This window comes from Commensalibacter sp. M0133, assembly GCF_016101485.1.
Taxonomy (GTDB): Bacteria; Pseudomonadota; Alphaproteobacteria; order Acetobacterales; family Acetobacteraceae; genus Commensalibacter; species Commensalibacter melissae.
On record NZ_JACFQI010000001.1, the window covers coordinates 888,046 to 902,461 of the forward strand.

The following is a 14,416-nucleotide window of genomic DNA, read 5'->3' on the forward strand; positions in this document are numbered from 1 at the left end:
GAAAAAAACCAAATAACAGAAATCATGTATCATGTCTCACAAAAACCTGTCTTCTATCCCTTGGTTTGATCAGAATTGGCCAAAAGCGGCGGATCAACGTTCAGCAGACCTTTTTTCAAATGCAGTTAAAGAAGCATGGGTTAAAAATAACAAGGATCCAGTATTAATTCAGCAACCCGGTATTGTCCGCCTTATCCATGCCATTGGTGGGAACAGCCCCTTTCTTGCTGATTTGATTATAAAAAACATTCATTTCTTTGAATACCTTATATTAAATGGACCTGATAAGGCCTGCAATAAAGCCTTTACTTGCCTGCAAAATTCATCAATACAAGAATCCAGGTCCAGTATCGCCAAAATATTACGGATTACCAAACAAAAAATTGCCATTGCCTGTGCAATTGCAGATATTGGAAATGTATGGACTTTAAAAAAAATAACCCACACGCTCAGTTATCTTGCAGAAATCACCCTTCATTTTGCAATCAATTATCTTTTATTACAAGCACATCAAAATAAAAAAATTACACTTTCCCACCCAGAAAATCCTCAGGAAAACTCAGGATTTATTGTTTTGGGAATGGGCAAACTTGGTGGTAGGGAGCTTAATTACTCTTCTGACATTGATCTTATTATTCTTTATGATCCAGACAAATATCCGAATCATCCCGATCTTGCCACACTTTTTATCCGGATCACACGACAACTCGTATCCCTCATGGAGGATCGAGATGAAAATGGATATGTTTTTCGTGTTGATCTGAGATTACGGCCTGATCCCTCTTCTTCCCCACTCGCCGTTTCGTTACCTGCCGCCATTTCATATTATGAAAGCTTGGGACAAACCTGGGAACGAAGTGCCATGAGTAAGGCGCGACCTGTCGCGGGAGATCTTGCAGGAGGATATTCTTTCCTGGAGGCTATTCAACCTTTTATATGGCGCAGGCATCTGGATTTTGCTATTGTCGAGGACATTTATGCCATGAAAAACAGGATTGATTGTCATAAAAATTCAGGCAAACCCAACCCGCCAAGACTCTCTGAAAAAAAAATTGAACAAGATGCCCTGCACTGGTTAATCGGTCAAAATGTGAAGTTAGGTTATGGTGGTATTCGTGAAATCGAATTTTTACCCCAAACCTTGCAATTGATCTGGGGAGGACGTTTTCCAAAACTGCGTACACCCCAAACAATCAAAGCCATACAGCAATTGACCAGAAAAGAGTTAATTTCCGATGAATCCGCAACAATCCTAATTAAAACCTACTATTTCCTTCGTAAAATAGAACACCGCCTGCAAATGCAATCCGATTATCAGACCCATTCCCTTCCCAACACACAACAGGCTTTTGATGCATTTTGCATTTTCATGGGATATGAATCAACAGACAAATTTGTTGAAGATTTATTCCCGCTTATGCAAAAGGTCCGACATATATTCGAGGGATTTTTTACGTCTCCGGATAATGAAGAAAATTTTATTCTTGATTTACCTAAAAATGAATTAATCAATTATCTGAATGAAAAAGGTTTCCCCGATGAAGCCGCATCTATTTTACAATCATGGAGCAATAGCGGCCCCCGTACTTTAAGAACCGCACGGGCCAGAATGATTCTAAAAAATATTTTACCTAATATTTTACAGGCTTTTGCAGAACAGAAAAACCCTCTTTTGATCCTACAGCGTTTTGACAGTTTGCTGGCACGACATCATGCGGGGATACAGCTTTTGTCCCTTTTCGAACGTAATCCCATTTTAATCGAAAAATTGGCGTCAATATTGGGTTCCTCACAATTCATGGCTGATTATATTACCAATAATCCTGCAGCACTTGATGCGTTAATTCATGTCGATATATTAAAAACAAAAACAAATCTACTGCAAAAAACGATCCATGAGCATCTAAACAGCACCCAGTCTCTGGAAGAAATTCTGCCCATTCTTCATAACATTATTCAAAGCGAGGAATTCAGGCTTTCCGTTTCCTATATGGAAAACCGCCTTTCTCTAAATAAAAGTCAAATCCAGCGTACACGAATGGCAGATATCATTTTAAACGAACTTCTGGCAAGAGTAATCAAAGATCATGAACAAAAATATGGGATTATTCCGGATGGAGGCATATGCATCATTATCTTGGGGAAAGCCGGATCATGGGAAATGACGGTGGGTTCCGATCTTGATATGATGCTGGTCTATGACCATCCACCTGGAATTACTGCCAGTGTCGCAGAAACAGGATTGGCCAATAAAGCATTCCGTTCGTTAGCCATCAATCCTTATTATATACGATTAACACAAAGTTTTATCACTGCCTTGACCAATACAAGCTATACAGGTCCATTATATGAAATTGACATGCGTTTGCGTCCATCTGGCAGCAAAGGGCCCGTTGCCGTATCCCTGAACTCATTCCAGCGATATCATGAAAAAGGAGCCTGGACATGGGAACGGATGGCTTTAACGCGGGCCAGGGTTATAGGTGGACCTAAAATCTTGCAGGACCGGATCAATAATGCCATTAGCAAGGCCTTGGATTTTTCCCCCTCTGGCGTGACCAATAAAATCATTTTACAAGACGCCATTCACATGCGTAAAAGGCTTGAAAATGATATGCCCCCCACCACACAATGGGATGTCAAATATCTTAAAGGTGGACTTATAGAAGTGGAATTTATTGCTCAAACTCTGCAATTAATCTCGCATAATAATAAAGTAAGACATCCTTGCACAAGAATAGCATTCAGAAAATTGGCTCAAAATGGCTATCTTTCTATTGAAGAGGCAAGATATTTGATTCAAGCTGATTATTTCTGGCGAAATTTGCAAAGTCTTTTAAGATTATTCTTCGGTAAATATCCTCCCGAACATTTGGAAATGGATGCAACTCCAATCATTATTGAAATCATGACCGAAAAACTTCTGGGAAAGATTTTTCACACCAAAGATTCCTTTTCTCTGATTATGGAGAAAATACATCAAACCAGTGAACAGGTTCGTGGTCTCTTTATAAAACTTCTTGGTCCTGTCACCTAATAACTATATTATTAACTTGGAAAAAATATTCAATTTTCATTATATCCATCTAGAAAAGTAAGTTACATGACCCAACTAAACGAAGGTTCCCAGGCACCCAATTTTGATCTCCCCACCCAACTTGAAAGTTCAATTTCACTGACGGCATTAAAAGGAAAAAAATTTGTTCTTTATTTTTATCCAAAAGCCAATACATCTGGATGCACGAAAGAGGCCTGTGCTTTTGAAGAAAACCTGACCGCTTTCAAAAAGCTCGATATCCCTGTTATTGGTGTATCCCGTGATCCAGTTAAAAAACTGAAGGATTTTGCCCAAAAACACAACCTCACCTTTCCATTGGCATCCGACGAAAAAGGTGAAATGACAGAAGCCTATGGCGTTTGGGTAGAAAAATCAATGTATGGCCGAAAATACATGGGTATTGAACGATCGACCTTTTTAATAGATGAAAAGGGTAAAATCCTTAAAATCTGGCATAAAGTCAAAGTTACCAACCATGTAAACGAAATTTTGAAAACTCTCGATGCACCTGATCGATAATCTTCTGTGAACCTTACGGATGTGCCGGTGCCAACATCTTCAGATCCGTAGGTATTCGATACAAACTGGCATCTTGATGTGCGTAAACAACTTTTAAGGCCACAACTAATGGAATATTATTACGTACAACGCGTAACATAACTCCATCATTTGTATAACATACATCATTAATATTGCCCTCTGTATCTGCTACCTCCCATTCATTACAAAATTGTCCAGCAACCGTGGCCTCACCAACCTTGACATAATCTCCCCCTGCCCTTTTTCCCGCGCCCTGAATAGATGCACCCGGCGCGACAAGTTCGGTTTTTTTCTTTAACTGGGGGTTTAAAACGGTTAATCGCTGCGTGCGATAATCAGTTATCATGTATGTATCAATCCCCTGGGAATCAATTCTTTGTTTCCATTGTTCCACGGACCAGCGCATTCTCTGATGAAATGGAGGTAAACCAGGCATGGGACCAGCGATTGCATAAACCACATCAACATCCCTTTGAGGAGTAATAAAAGGATTTTGTCTGGCATCCACCTTATTCCCATTTTCCGATTTTTTAGCCTGGATAGGTGAAAGAGGCTGAGCGTTGGCATTGGGTGAAACCAAAGTGGGACTTTCCCCCTTTTGCTGGGGAAGTCTAACCTGCTGATATCCTACCGGAACTTGAAATATGGAGGGAGACAAAGCATCAAATTGCACTGAAAGGGCTTCTGTTTTACCATCAATACCATCAATATCCATTCCTTCCTGCCGTAATAATATGCCTTCATCAGTTACACAAACATCCGAATGTCCTTTTGTTCCTTGAACTGACCAATGATGACACAAAATACCCAATATACGATCTGTTCCCTTTTTTCTGAAATGTAGACTTTCATCCAAAAAAAGACCACCCTTGCCCGATTTACTTGGTATCACCGTATAAACTCGCGACTTATTGGAAACAACCGTTGCCGTTTGCTTAGCTGAATCAATAAGGGTGAACCCAATATTGTTGGGACCATCAATTCGAAATAGAGTTCCATTTCCAGAAAAATATATCTTGCGTTTTTGGGCCAATAATGAATTTTCCGGCTGCACGGCATAAACAACCGTTACATCTCGTTTCGGCATAAATAAAGGATGCTTTTCTTGGGCATAGGCCGATAGGGCGGCAAAAAAAGTGGTACCAATAAGAATTGATCCCGTATAACCCTTTTTTTTATAAAAAGAAGAGCATAGCGCCCTAAAATTATACAACATCACTTTATCCTTAATATATTGACTTTACAAATACCGAATTATAGACGGAATCAATTCCGTTTCAATCCCCCCTTAAACTAAACTTAATTGATATCTCGTTAACTAAAAATCTATAATGCCTTAATCTTGAATAAACTTTGCACGTCCAATTCTATTGTAATGATTAAATCATGATAACATGAACATGATCTGATCATGTCATTAAAAAAAATTATCGGAATTTATATGATTTTTACAAATATACTCAATTGTTTCCCGAGCTAACATTCCATGTTCACGTTCCAATCGACGTATAACAAAATGTAGTCTTGCCAAAGAACGATAATGATTTAAAAAGGCCATATTTAATGAGGCACCACATAATGCGCTAACAACAGGCATCATCTGCATACTCAGTTTTTGGGAAAGGCTCAATCCATATTGGTAAGAAACGTCAGCCATGAGCAAAATCATCGGACGGCCACGCAACATTAATCTGGCTGAAAAAAAACCCAGCTGATTATCTTTATCTATACCCAAATTAGCAAAAGACCGTAATGCAAATACTTCTAGACAGGCGCGTTTAGTATCTTCATTTTGAAGGTTTTCCCCTTCCTCTTGCGCAACATGAGCAATTTCACGCATAAGGGCAAGGGTAGTCAGACTGATATCAGGCAACATACCACCCAATCCAGTGAACCCTCCAACTGCACCTGACGTAACAACCATGGCTTTCATCATTCGATCACGCCAGACAGCTTTTGATAAATTTGAATCCGTTTTCTCTGTTTTTCTGTTCAATCCTAAAATGGCAATTTCAAAAGCGCGCTGAATGGAAACATTGGTGAATTTCTCTATTTTTTTCTGTATCCTTGGTGAAAGACTCAGTCCTCTTTCACCTAATTTTATGGCTTGTCCAACAGCTCCTCCCATAATATCGGCCAATCGCAATAACACGCCGCGTCCTGCTTCCAGCTGTTCCAGCGCAACTGTAAGATCCTGAACCTCTTGGTCATTTAAAGAATAAGGAACAATCGTCTGATTATTTTCTGTATTCATTTGTCAATACCTATTCCAATGATGATAAATTGGTTATAATTTGATATCATTAACCATAATCCCTTTTAAGGGAAATAATATGACAAAAAAGTCATCTTTTTTAGAAAAGAAAAAGTTGCCAATTGATTACTTTTAAAAATAGATTATTTTTATATATGTAAGTAAGATTAAAAATAATGGCATATAACAAAATGAAATCTGTTTCTCATTTTCGAACCGGTCTGATTTTAACCATTGGTTTATTGACAGGCATCATTCCTATGGTTGTTCAGGCTCAAATTTCTGGTGCGGTTTCAAATAATACGAAAAACCAGGCTCCAAATCCATTACCTCCACCCCCTTCAAGACCTGGCATGTCAGAATATAAACCTGTCAGCTATGATAATTCAATGACAACCACACAGTCGGATTCCATAACTTCTCAAAAAGGTGAGGGATTGCCAGGGTCCACACCAAGCCAATCGCCTGTCAGACCCTATAACGGTCCTTCAGTCAATATTCCCGGGACAGGAATTCGGGCGTATTTTAACGCACCTGTACAACCTCCCTATAATGCAAGTGCATCCTATGATACATTTGCCGGGCAACCAGGAGGCAATCGCAGTGCAATTTTACAACAAAACAAAGTGCGCTAGCTAGTTAACCTGTTTCTGTTATTTTTTTTCTGGCTGACGTGGCCAACTGATCAACCCGTTCATTTTCAGGACATCCATTATGTCCTTTTACCCAATGCCATTGAATTTGATGCCTGGCAGCGGCACTTTCCAATCGCTGCCATAAATCAATATTCGCAACCGGTTTTTTCCCCGCTGTTTTCCAGCCATTTTTTTTCCAGCCTTCAAACCATTCAGTAATTCCACGGCGAACATATTGACTATCCGTATACAAATCCACATGACAAGAACGGGTCAATGTCTCCAAAGCCACAGCAGCGGCAGTCAGTTCCATACGATTATTCGTTGTTTCCATTTCCCCGCCACTTAACTCACGTTCAATTCCCTTGAAGCGTAATAACACTCCCCATCCGCCAGGACCCGGATTGGGACTGCACCCTCCATCTGTCCAGATTTCAACAAAACCTTTTTGAAAATTGCTTCGATCAAAATTCATATGTTTCAACTTTGTTAAGTTGATAATATCTGAGCCTGTATAAATAAGGTTGCGGATCTTTAGGAGTAACCAAAGCTGTTGAAGGGGTATAAACCAGATCATGTAGGCGCGTCAGTAAAAAGCGCAATGCCGCCCCCATTTTAAAAATGGGTAACAACAATCTTTCTTTTTCAGTCAGAATACGAACAGACTGATAACCTGCGACCAAAGCCCTTGCCCGTTTGACAAGATACTCACCCGTTTCATTAAAACACCATGCATTTAAAGCAATTGCAAGATCATAAGCAAGAAAATCAGTACAGGCAAAATAAAAATCTATAAATCCACTTAAATGATTATCTTGAAAAAAAACATTATCAGGAAATAAATCTGCATGTATCTGACCCACTGGCAAACCCTCTTGTCGGGTGGGCCAGGATTGAATGATTTTTCTTAGGACAGGATCGATTTCCCTTATTAAATCATCATGCCCGTGATTAACCGATTTTTCAAGTAACGCATTCCAGCTGTCCGGCCCCACATGATTTTTTTTATTCCGCTTGAATTCCAGACCAACCTGATGCATCCGAGCCATCGAGACTCCCAAGGAAAAACAGTGTTCCGGAAAAATTTCCGAAACTTCTTTTCCATCCAAAAAAGTAAAAATTGCTGCCGGACGTTCATTCAGCTCAATCAGGCATTCACCCTCTTTTGTTCTGACAGGTAAGGGGCAACGGATATGATGTTGCGCAAAAAACTGCATCAAATCCATATACCATGGAAGTTCTTCTCTTTTTATACGTTTTTCATAAAGGGTAAGAATATATTTCCCCTGGGTGGTATCAAGAAGAAAATTGCTATTCTCGACCCCCTGGGCAATACCCTTTAACCGAACAAGTTGACCGACAGGATAATTTTGAAGACAAGATGATACTTGTTGTTCAGTAACATTTGTATAAACAGCCATGTATTAACTCTATGTTTCTCTATTTTATCCTAGGGGAGCTGGCAGACTGAATGTAACATGTTCCTCTTTGACAATACGTTCTTCGATATCGAGCGTAAAATGTTTGGACAAGGCTTCAAGTATTTCTTGCACAAGGGATTCAGGTGCAGAGGCTCCTGCCGTGATCCCCAATACATTCACGCCTTCCAGATCTTTCCAATCCATGTTTTCCAGTTTCGGTATCAAAATTGCCCGTGGCGCTCCCGAACGTTCAGCAACCTCACGCAACCGTTGTGAATTGGAAGAGTTTGGGGAACCGATCACGAACATCAAATCACACTCTGCCGCAATTCTTTTTACGGCTTCCTGTCTATTTGTAGTTGCATAACATATATCCTCACGCTTTGGCCCCTCGATCTTGGGAAATCGTTGCCTTAAAATGGCAACAATTTCTGCGGTATCATCCACAGAAAGCGTAGTTTGTGTTATAAATGCCAAACGGTCTGGATTTTCAGGTTGTACAGTACGGGCTTCCTCTGCATCCTTAATAAGGGTTACCGCACCTGGTGGCAATTGCCCCATCGTTCCAACAACTTCGGGATGACCTGCATGACCAATCATCAAGATATGACGGCTTTCTTCACCGCCATTGGCAAAATGCCGTTCCGCCTCTCTGTGAACCTTGGAAACCAAGGGACATGTAGCATCAAGATATAACAGGTTACGTCTTTGGGCTTCTAGGGGCACAGTTTTGGGAACACCATGCGCTGAAAAAACCACATGTGCATCTGCTGGAACCTCATCCAGTTCCTCCACAAAAATAGCCCCCTTTTTTTCTAAATTTTCAACAACTGTCCGATTATGAACGATTTCGTGACGAACGTATACCGGTGCCCCGTACCGTCGCAAAGCTTCTTCTACAACACGAATAGCTCGATCAACCCCGGCACAAAACCCACGAGGGCCAGCCAATAATACTTTTAACGCACGAGTTTGATTTTCTGAATTCTTTAAATGTTGGTCAGACATAATTTTTCCAAGTTATTAAAAATCTATAAACTTTATATTTGGATTTTATCAGGTAAACAAGCTGTTATTAAACATCAGAACTTAAAATTAATTATAAAGAATATATTTCACATTAAAACAATTTGTTTTATGGTATATATTTTATTATTTATTAACAACCTCTTCTCTATAAATGGCAGGAAAGCGATGATCCTTTCAAGTGTTTTGACAAAAAAGACGATAAAAACACCCCTCGCCTTTTTACCCTTCACATTTTTTCTGTGGGGATGTGCAGAAAAAGTAACATATGATTTTCCTCCTGCCTGTCCCAAAGTTAGTATTCTTCCTGCAGCATCAGATTATTTTGTTTTTGAAAATAATCAGGATAGTCTCCCTCATCTTATAACTAAAGCCAGCATCATAGAAATATCAGGCAATTGTACTGATGATCCAAAGAACGAAAAAAATAAAGAACGAAGAAAGAGAAATTTAAGCTATCAAGACTACATTGATACACAACTGAGTGTGACCCTTCAGATTCAGCGAGGACCAGCAGCCCAGACTCATTCTTTCAAAATCCCATATTTCATTGCAACCATTCATAATGGAAAAGTCGTTGATAAACAGGAAATGATTGCGAAAATTAGTTTCCCCAATAATATTGATCAAGTGAAGCTTGAATCCAAAAAATTGATGTTCAAAGTTCCCGCCACAACTGCCCGTACCCCTGATGGATATGAACTTACTGTTGGCTTTCAACTATCTCCAAACCAGCTTGAATATAATCGTCACCATTTTGGATCTGTTCAATATAATTCCTATTAAACTATCCATTATAATTTGCTTAAAAAATCTAATTTAAGCAAATTAACAATTGCATGAAAAATCAGGGGATCATTGTACCTGTATCGATGTACCGTTCATGCCATGACAGGGCTTCCTTAAGCAAAATAGGAGTATGAGCCATATTATTTTTTAGGGCCATTTGATAATATTCCCTCAATAGAGGTCTAAAAGTGGGATGCGTACAATTTTCAATAACAAGTTTTGCTCTTTGACGCGGTGACAGTCCCCGTAAATCTGCCAATCCCTGCTCGGTTACAATAACCTGAACATCCTGATAAATATGATCCACATGAGACACCATCGGAACAATTGAGGAAATCTTTCCTCCTTTAGCCAAGGATGGAGTCATGAAAATCGATACATAGGCGTTTCTTGCATAATCCCCAGAACCACCAATTCCATTCATCATTCTTGAACCCATAATATGGGTGGAATTGACATTGCCGAAAATATCCGCTTCGATGGCGCCGTTCATGGAAATGCATCCTAACCGGCGAATAACACCAACATGATTACTGATTTCAGAAGGCCTTAAAATGATTTTGTCACGGAAAAAATCAGTGTTATCGTTAAAGTACTCCGCTTTTTCAGGACTTAGAGAAAAGGATGTCGCCGAAGCAACCTTCATTTTCCCAGTTTCAAGCATATTCAACATACCGTCCTGAATCACCTCCGTAAATGCGGTCAGATTGTCAAAATCCCCTTCGCCCAAAGCCTCCATAACCGCATTGGCAACATTGCCAACCCCGGATTGTAACGGAAAAAGTTGAGGCGGCACTTTACCTCTTTTCACTTCATACCTGAAAAATTCCATTAAATGTCCAGCAATCAATTTTGCATTTTCATCACTGGGACTAAAAGGGGCATTTCGATCTGGAGCGTTCGTTTCCACAACAGCCACCACTTTATTCAGATCAACAGTCATATATGGTTGACCTATACGATCACAAGGAGAGGACAATGGAATAATTTGATGAGGAAAGGAAGTTGAAACTTCCCATGCATCATGCATACCTTCCAGACCTGCACTTTGCCATTGATTGACTTCAAGGATAATTTTTTTTGCACTATTCAACCAAAGCTGATTGTTGGCCAGAGCCGAAGAGGCAACCAACCGACCATTTTCGCAAATACGTACGACCTCGATAATGGCGACATCCATTTCACCCAAAACACCTGTACGATATAAGGGGGCAACCTGTCCCAAATGCATATCAAGATAATCAGTATCCCCACTATTGATCCGTTTACGCATAATTGGATCAGTATTAAACGCGGAACGGTAAGAAACTCCGTTAACCTCCGCCAATGCACCATCAAGTTCTGGCCCTGTTGACGCTCCAGTTATCAGTTTGACTTTAAATTCCTTACCTAACGCATGAGCTTCCTTAATTCTATTAGCCAAAGCCTGAGGAACTGCCTTCGGATATCCTGACCCCGTAAATCCACTTGTACCTATCAAATCACCCGCATGAATAAATTGCGCGGCCTCTTCAGCCGAGCAGACTTTTCGTTTTAATCCCTGATGTTGAATACGATTATTTTGAGACATGACTAATCCTTTAAAAATCTTAACTTAAATAAAACTATATATTTTTTTTTCTTTTAATTAAGATCATAAAGTTCAATTCTCCCAACAAAAAAAAGTGAGATATTCAATAAAAAAAACATTTTTGCAATATATAGATGCAAAATAAAAAACTTTATGGTTTATACTATAGCAATGTTTGCCACATTATCCACTCGTTTCAAAAATTTCAGAATTATCGGGGATGTCCATGGTGATATTAACGGTTTTCGACATGCTGTTGAAACAGATCACTTCATCATTCAACTGGGGGACTTGGTCGATTACGGACCGGATAGTGGTGCTGTAATGGCGTTAATGTTACAGGTTCAGGATGAAAAAAGAGGAATTTTCTTGATTGGCAATCATGACCGAAAACTGGGATTGTTTCTCAAGGGATTCAGGGTAAGAAAAGATAATATCCTGACCAGAACCCTTGATCAAATCAACCAACATCCTGATAAAAAACTAACCGATAAAATCTTGCAAGCTTTGGAAAAAGCTCCTGCCTGGTTAATTTTTAAGAATTTTATTTTTGTTCATGGCGGATTTCATACCAGAATGCTGGTTGAACCCCCGCCAGCCAATCCATTGACACCGATAAATGCCTTGTTATCCCGCACATTGTATGGGGAAACAACCAATAAAACCCTTGCAAATGGTTATCCGGTCCGCAGACTAAACTGGGTTAATCATATTCCATCAGGTTATACCCTATATTGCGGACATGATTGCAGATCCACGGACGGACGTCCCTGGATCCGCAAAGGATATGCCGGAGGGACAGCCGTTTTTATGGATACTGGAGCGGGTAAAGGCGGTCATTTATCGTGGATCGATATTCCAATTTAATTCAAATTAAAAATTATTATCCAAAATTTATGTAAAAAGGTAGATTGTATGATTAAACAACCACCACTTTCCACAGAAAAAGCTAAACAAGAATTATTAAAGTTACGCCAAAGCATTGATAATATTGATAATGCGTTAATTCATATTCTGGCTGAACGATTTTGTTTGACCCAAAAAGTGGGTGAATTGAAAGCAACTTATCAGTTACCCCCTTCTGATCCTCAAAGAGAATCTGAACAAATTACACGATTGAGAGAAATGGCCAAATCCGCCCATCTGGATCCCAATTTCGCTGAAAAATTTCTTCATTTCATCATTACGGAAGTTATTCAACATCATAAAGCAATTGCCAAACAAAAAATTGATAAGAAAAATTAAATCATCTCTTATTTTTTATTTTTGGTTGTGCATGCAATTCTTTATATTAAGACTCAGCAAAACAATTTTAAATATAATTTATTTAAATGCCAAGCTCTCAGAGACGTGAAAAAACTTCTCTGTGTATTCTGGTATGGTGAAGATTGAGCATTTTTATGCATTAAATTTAAAGACATTGTTAAATCACAATAAGGTTGAATATAGTATGAAACAGTCAGACACGGAAGCTATGTCTTTCTCACCTCCTCAAGATGACGGAACCGTTACCATTACTTTTCAGGGGAAAACAGCTACATTACCAGTTCTATCAGGGGCAAGTGGAAATAGTGTCGTTGATATTCGCAGTTTGACCAAAGAATTGGGCTTATTTACCTTTGATCCTGGATTGGGCAGTACTGCCGCTTGTGAAAGCAAGATCACATTCATTGATGGTGAAAAAGGTATCCTTTTATATCGCGGGTATCCAATCGAACAGCTTGCTGCAAAATCAAGTTTCGCAGAGGTGGCATATCTTCTTTTGTACGGAGAACTTCCATCCAAAAAAGAGCACGAGGATTTTAAAGAACGGTTACTTAATCATTCTCTTCTTCATGAGCAAATTCGAAATTTCTTTAACGGCTATCGTCGCGATGCACATCCAATGGCCATGTTATGTGGAACAGTTGGTGGATTATCAGCTTTCTATCCCGAAGGCATTGACATATCTAACGAAGAAAGTCGTGATCTTTCCGCTGTTCGTCTGATTGCAAAAATGCCCACTCTTGCGGCATGGGCCTACAAATATTCCCGAGGGGAACCTTTTGTCTATCCAAGAGCAGATTATTCATATTCAGAAAATTTTATTAACATGCTGTTTGCCCGTGCGGATAGACCCTATAAGGTCAATCCAATCCTCAGCAATGCATTGGACCGTATTTTGATTTTACATGCTGATCATGAACAAAATGCCTCAACATCCACAGTACGATTGACAGGATCAACAGGATCACATCCGTTTGCCTGTGTTGCCGCAGGTATTGCCGCTCTTTGGGGACCCGCACATGGTGGTGCAAATGAAGCGGTTTTACAAATGCTCGGAAAAATAGGCTCAAAAGAAAATATCCCTGATTTTATTGCAAAGGTGAAAGATAAAAACAGTAATGTCAGGTTAATGGGATTTGGACATCGCGTTTACAAAAATTTCGATCCACGGGCAAAAATCATGCAACAGACCTGTTATGAAGTCCTTGAGGAATTGGGTATTAAACACGATCCATTACTGGAACTCGCTATTGAACTAGAAAAATATGCACTGAATGACGATTATTTCGTTCAACGTAAACTTTATCCAAATGTAGATTTCTACTCTGGAATCATTTTCAAGGCAATGGGAATACCTAAATCAATGTTTACCGCGTTTTTTGCTGTTGCACGCACCGTAGGATGGGTAAGTCAATGGAAAGAGGCCTTTAATGACCCATTACGAAGAATTTATCGTCCTCGTCAGCTATATACAGGCCATCAGCGTAGAGATTTAAATAAATAAACTAATTTTAGATAAGAAAACTTTTCAGGTAAGGAAATTCAAATAACAATTTCCTTACCTGGTTTTTCCTCTAATTGCAATCGCATCCAGTGGTTTTGCCATTCTGTTTTTTATCATAAATATGATAGTCAATCCATTCAGACACGAGAAGACGAGCCTCATTTACTGAAGATTCCGGATGATAAATTTGATATAAAAGAACGCAGCTTTGAAAAATTTGCATTTCCCCTATACCAACAGCTTTTAACTCTTGATAGGCAGTAATAACCGATTTTTCACACCGACGATGAATGTGGTCTAATTGAATAGCCATACTTTTTCTACTTAATACCAACGATTTACTTTGACTTTGA

Annotated in this window: 14 protein-coding genes; 7 read left to right on the forward strand and 7 right to left on the reverse strand. The window is 39.4% G+C overall.

What is annotated here, in order from left to right:
• Window positions 1-31: 31 nt before the first annotated feature.
• Together H3T46_RS03995 and bcp are read left to right on the forward strand one after the other, a co-directional pair.
• Window positions 32-3,037: a bifunctional [glutamine synthetase] adenylyltransferase/[glutamine synthetase]-adenylyl-L-tyrosine phosphorylase gene (locus tag H3T46_RS03995; protein ID WP_198197438.1), complete on the forward strand. Its 3,006-nt coding sequence runs from the start codon at window positions 32-34 to the stop codon at window positions 3,035-3,037.
• A gap of 66 nt (window positions 3,038-3,103) precedes the next feature.
• On the forward strand, window positions 3,104-3,577 hold the full coding sequence (gene bcp, locus H3T46_RS04000; protein WP_155567198.1) for a thioredoxin-dependent thiol peroxidase: 474 nt from the start codon (window positions 3,104-3,106) through the stop codon (window positions 3,575-3,577).
• A 13-nt stretch (window positions 3,578-3,590) separates the two neighbouring features.
• Here the strand turns inward: bcp and H3T46_RS04005 are convergent, their stop codons facing one another.
• The gene (locus tag H3T46_RS04005) at window positions 3,591-4,814 is read right to left on the reverse strand and encodes a DUF4412 domain-containing protein (protein ID WP_198197439.1); all 1,224 of its coding nucleotides are present in this window, start codon (window positions 4,812-4,814) and stop codon (window positions 3,591-3,593) included.
• A 201-nt stretch (window positions 4,815-5,015) separates the two neighbouring features.
• Window positions 5,016-5,852 carry an EcsC family protein gene (locus tag H3T46_RS04010; RefSeq protein ID WP_198197441.1) on the reverse strand — a complete coding sequence of 279 codons (837 nt, stop codon included), beginning with the start codon at window positions 5,850-5,852 and terminating at the stop codon, window positions 5,016-5,018.
• A 191-nt stretch (window positions 5,853-6,043) separates the two neighbouring features.
• Between H3T46_RS04010 and H3T46_RS04015 the strand changes: the two genes are divergently transcribed.
• Window positions 6,044-6,487, forward strand: coding sequence for a hypothetical protein (locus H3T46_RS04015; RefSeq protein WP_155565801.1), 444 nt, complete (start codon window positions 6,044-6,046; stop codon window positions 6,485-6,487).
• Window positions 6,488-6,491: 4 nt separating this feature from the next.
• Here H3T46_RS04015 and rnhA read toward each other — a convergent pair whose 3' ends face one another.
• Genes rnhA through ispH form a run of 3 tightly spaced genes read right to left on the reverse strand, consistent with a single transcriptional unit; the run spans window position 6,492 to window position 8,916 of the window.
• A complete protein-coding gene (gene rnhA, locus H3T46_RS04020) occupies window positions 6,492-6,962 on the reverse strand; it encodes a ribonuclease HI (RefSeq protein WP_198197443.1) in 471 nt (156 codons plus the stop codon).
• Complete coding sequence (locus H3T46_RS04025; RefSeq protein ID WP_198197445.1) at window positions 6,952-7,908, reverse strand: homoserine kinase; 957 nt, start codon at window positions 7,906-7,908, stop codon at window positions 6,952-6,954. Before H3T46_RS04025 ends, rnhA begins: the two co-directional genes overlap by 11 nt.
• 24 nt (window positions 7,909-7,932) lie before the next feature.
• Window positions 7,933-8,916 carry a 4-hydroxy-3-methylbut-2-enyl diphosphate reductase gene (gene ispH / locus H3T46_RS04030; RefSeq protein WP_110438429.1) on the reverse strand — a complete coding sequence of 328 codons (984 nt, stop codon included), beginning with the start codon at window positions 8,914-8,916 and terminating at the stop codon, window positions 7,933-7,935.
• 186 nt (window positions 8,917-9,102) lie between these two features.
• Here ispH and H3T46_RS04035 point away from each other — a divergent pair, with 186 nt between their 5' ends.
• Entirely contained in the window at window positions 9,103-9,720 is a 618-nt protein-coding gene (locus H3T46_RS04035) for a hypothetical protein (RefSeq protein WP_198197447.1), read from the forward strand.
• Between the two features lie 61 nt (window positions 9,721-9,781).
• Here H3T46_RS04035 and H3T46_RS04040 read toward each other — a convergent pair whose 3' ends face one another.
• Complete coding sequence (locus H3T46_RS04040) at window positions 9,782-11,293, reverse strand: acetyl-CoA hydrolase/transferase family protein (protein WP_198197449.1); 1,512 nt, start codon at window positions 11,291-11,293, stop codon at window positions 9,782-9,784.
• A 153-nt stretch (window positions 11,294-11,446) separates the two neighbouring features.
• Here H3T46_RS04040 and H3T46_RS04045 point away from each other — a divergent pair, with 153 nt between their 5' ends.
• The 3 genes from H3T46_RS04045 to gltA all read left to right on the forward strand — a co-directional run bounded on the left by H3T46_RS04045 (window position 11,447) and on the right by gltA (window position 14,063).
• On the forward strand, window positions 11,447-12,160 hold the full coding sequence (locus H3T46_RS04045; RefSeq protein WP_196424162.1) for a metallophosphoesterase: 714 nt from the start codon (window positions 11,447-11,449) through the stop codon (window positions 12,158-12,160).
• Between the two features lie 48 nt (window positions 12,161-12,208).
• The gene (locus tag H3T46_RS04050) at window positions 12,209-12,538 is read left to right on the forward strand and encodes a chorismate mutase (RefSeq protein WP_155565806.1); all 330 of its coding nucleotides are present in this window, start codon (window positions 12,209-12,211) and stop codon (window positions 12,536-12,538) included.
• 205 nt (window positions 12,539-12,743) lie between these two features.
• Complete coding sequence (gene gltA / locus H3T46_RS04055; protein ID WP_230873087.1) at window positions 12,744-14,063, forward strand: citrate synthase; 1,320 nt, start codon at window positions 12,744-12,746, stop codon at window positions 14,061-14,063.
• Window positions 14,064-14,133: 70 nt separating this feature from the next.
• Here the strand turns inward: gltA and H3T46_RS04060 are convergent, their stop codons facing one another.
• On the reverse strand, window positions 14,134-14,376 hold the full coding sequence (locus H3T46_RS04060; protein WP_155569526.1) for a hypothetical protein: 243 nt from the start codon (window positions 14,374-14,376) through the stop codon (window positions 14,134-14,136).
• Window positions 14,377-14,416: the final 40 nt, after the last annotated feature.

Coding starts and splice junctions, on each gene's coding strand:
- H3T46_RS03995 (WP_198197438.1), top strand. CDS start 32: ATGTCTCACAAAAACCTGTCTTCTATCCCTTGGTTTGATCAGAATTGG.
- bcp (WP_155567198.1), top strand. CDS start 3,104: ATGACCCAACTAAACGAAGGTTCCCAGGCACCCAATTTTGATCTCCCC.
- H3T46_RS04005 (WP_198197439.1), bottom strand. CDS start 4,814: ATGTTGTATAATTTTAGGGCGCTATGCTCTTCTTTTTATAAAAAAAAG.
- H3T46_RS04010 (WP_198197441.1), bottom strand. CDS start 5,852: ATGAATACAGAAAATAATCAGACGATTGTTCCTTATTCTTTAAATGAC.
- H3T46_RS04015 (WP_155565801.1), top strand. CDS start 6,044: ATGAAATCTGTTTCTCATTTTCGAACCGGTCTGATTTTAACCATTGGT.
- rnhA (WP_198197443.1), bottom strand. CDS start 6,962: ATGAATTTTGATCGAAGCAATTTTCAAAAAGGTTTTGTTGAAATCTGG.
- H3T46_RS04025 (WP_198197445.1), bottom strand. CDS start 7,908: ATGGCTGTTTATACAAATGTTACTGAACAACAAGTATCATCTTGTCTT.
- ispH (WP_110438429.1), bottom strand. CDS start 8,916: ATGTCTGACCAACATTTAAAGAATTCAGAAAATCAAACTCGTGCGTTA.
- H3T46_RS04035 (WP_198197447.1), top strand. CDS start 9,103: ATGATCCTTTCAAGTGTTTTGACAAAAAAGACGATAAAAACACCCCTC.
- H3T46_RS04040 (WP_198197449.1), bottom strand. CDS start 11,293: ATGTCTCAAAATAATCGTATTCAACATCAGGGATTAAAACGAAAAGTC.
- H3T46_RS04045 (WP_196424162.1), top strand. CDS start 11,447: ATGGTTTATACTATAGCAATGTTTGCCACATTATCCACTCGTTTCAAA.
- H3T46_RS04050 (WP_155565806.1), top strand. CDS start 12,209: ATGATTAAACAACCACCACTTTCCACAGAAAAAGCTAAACAAGAATTA.
- gltA (WP_230873087.1), top strand. CDS start 12,744: ATGAAACAGTCAGACACGGAAGCTATGTCTTTCTCACCTCCTCAAGAT.
- H3T46_RS04060 (WP_155569526.1), bottom strand. CDS start 14,376: ATGGCTATTCAATTAGACCACATTCATCGTCGGTGTGAAAAATCGGTT.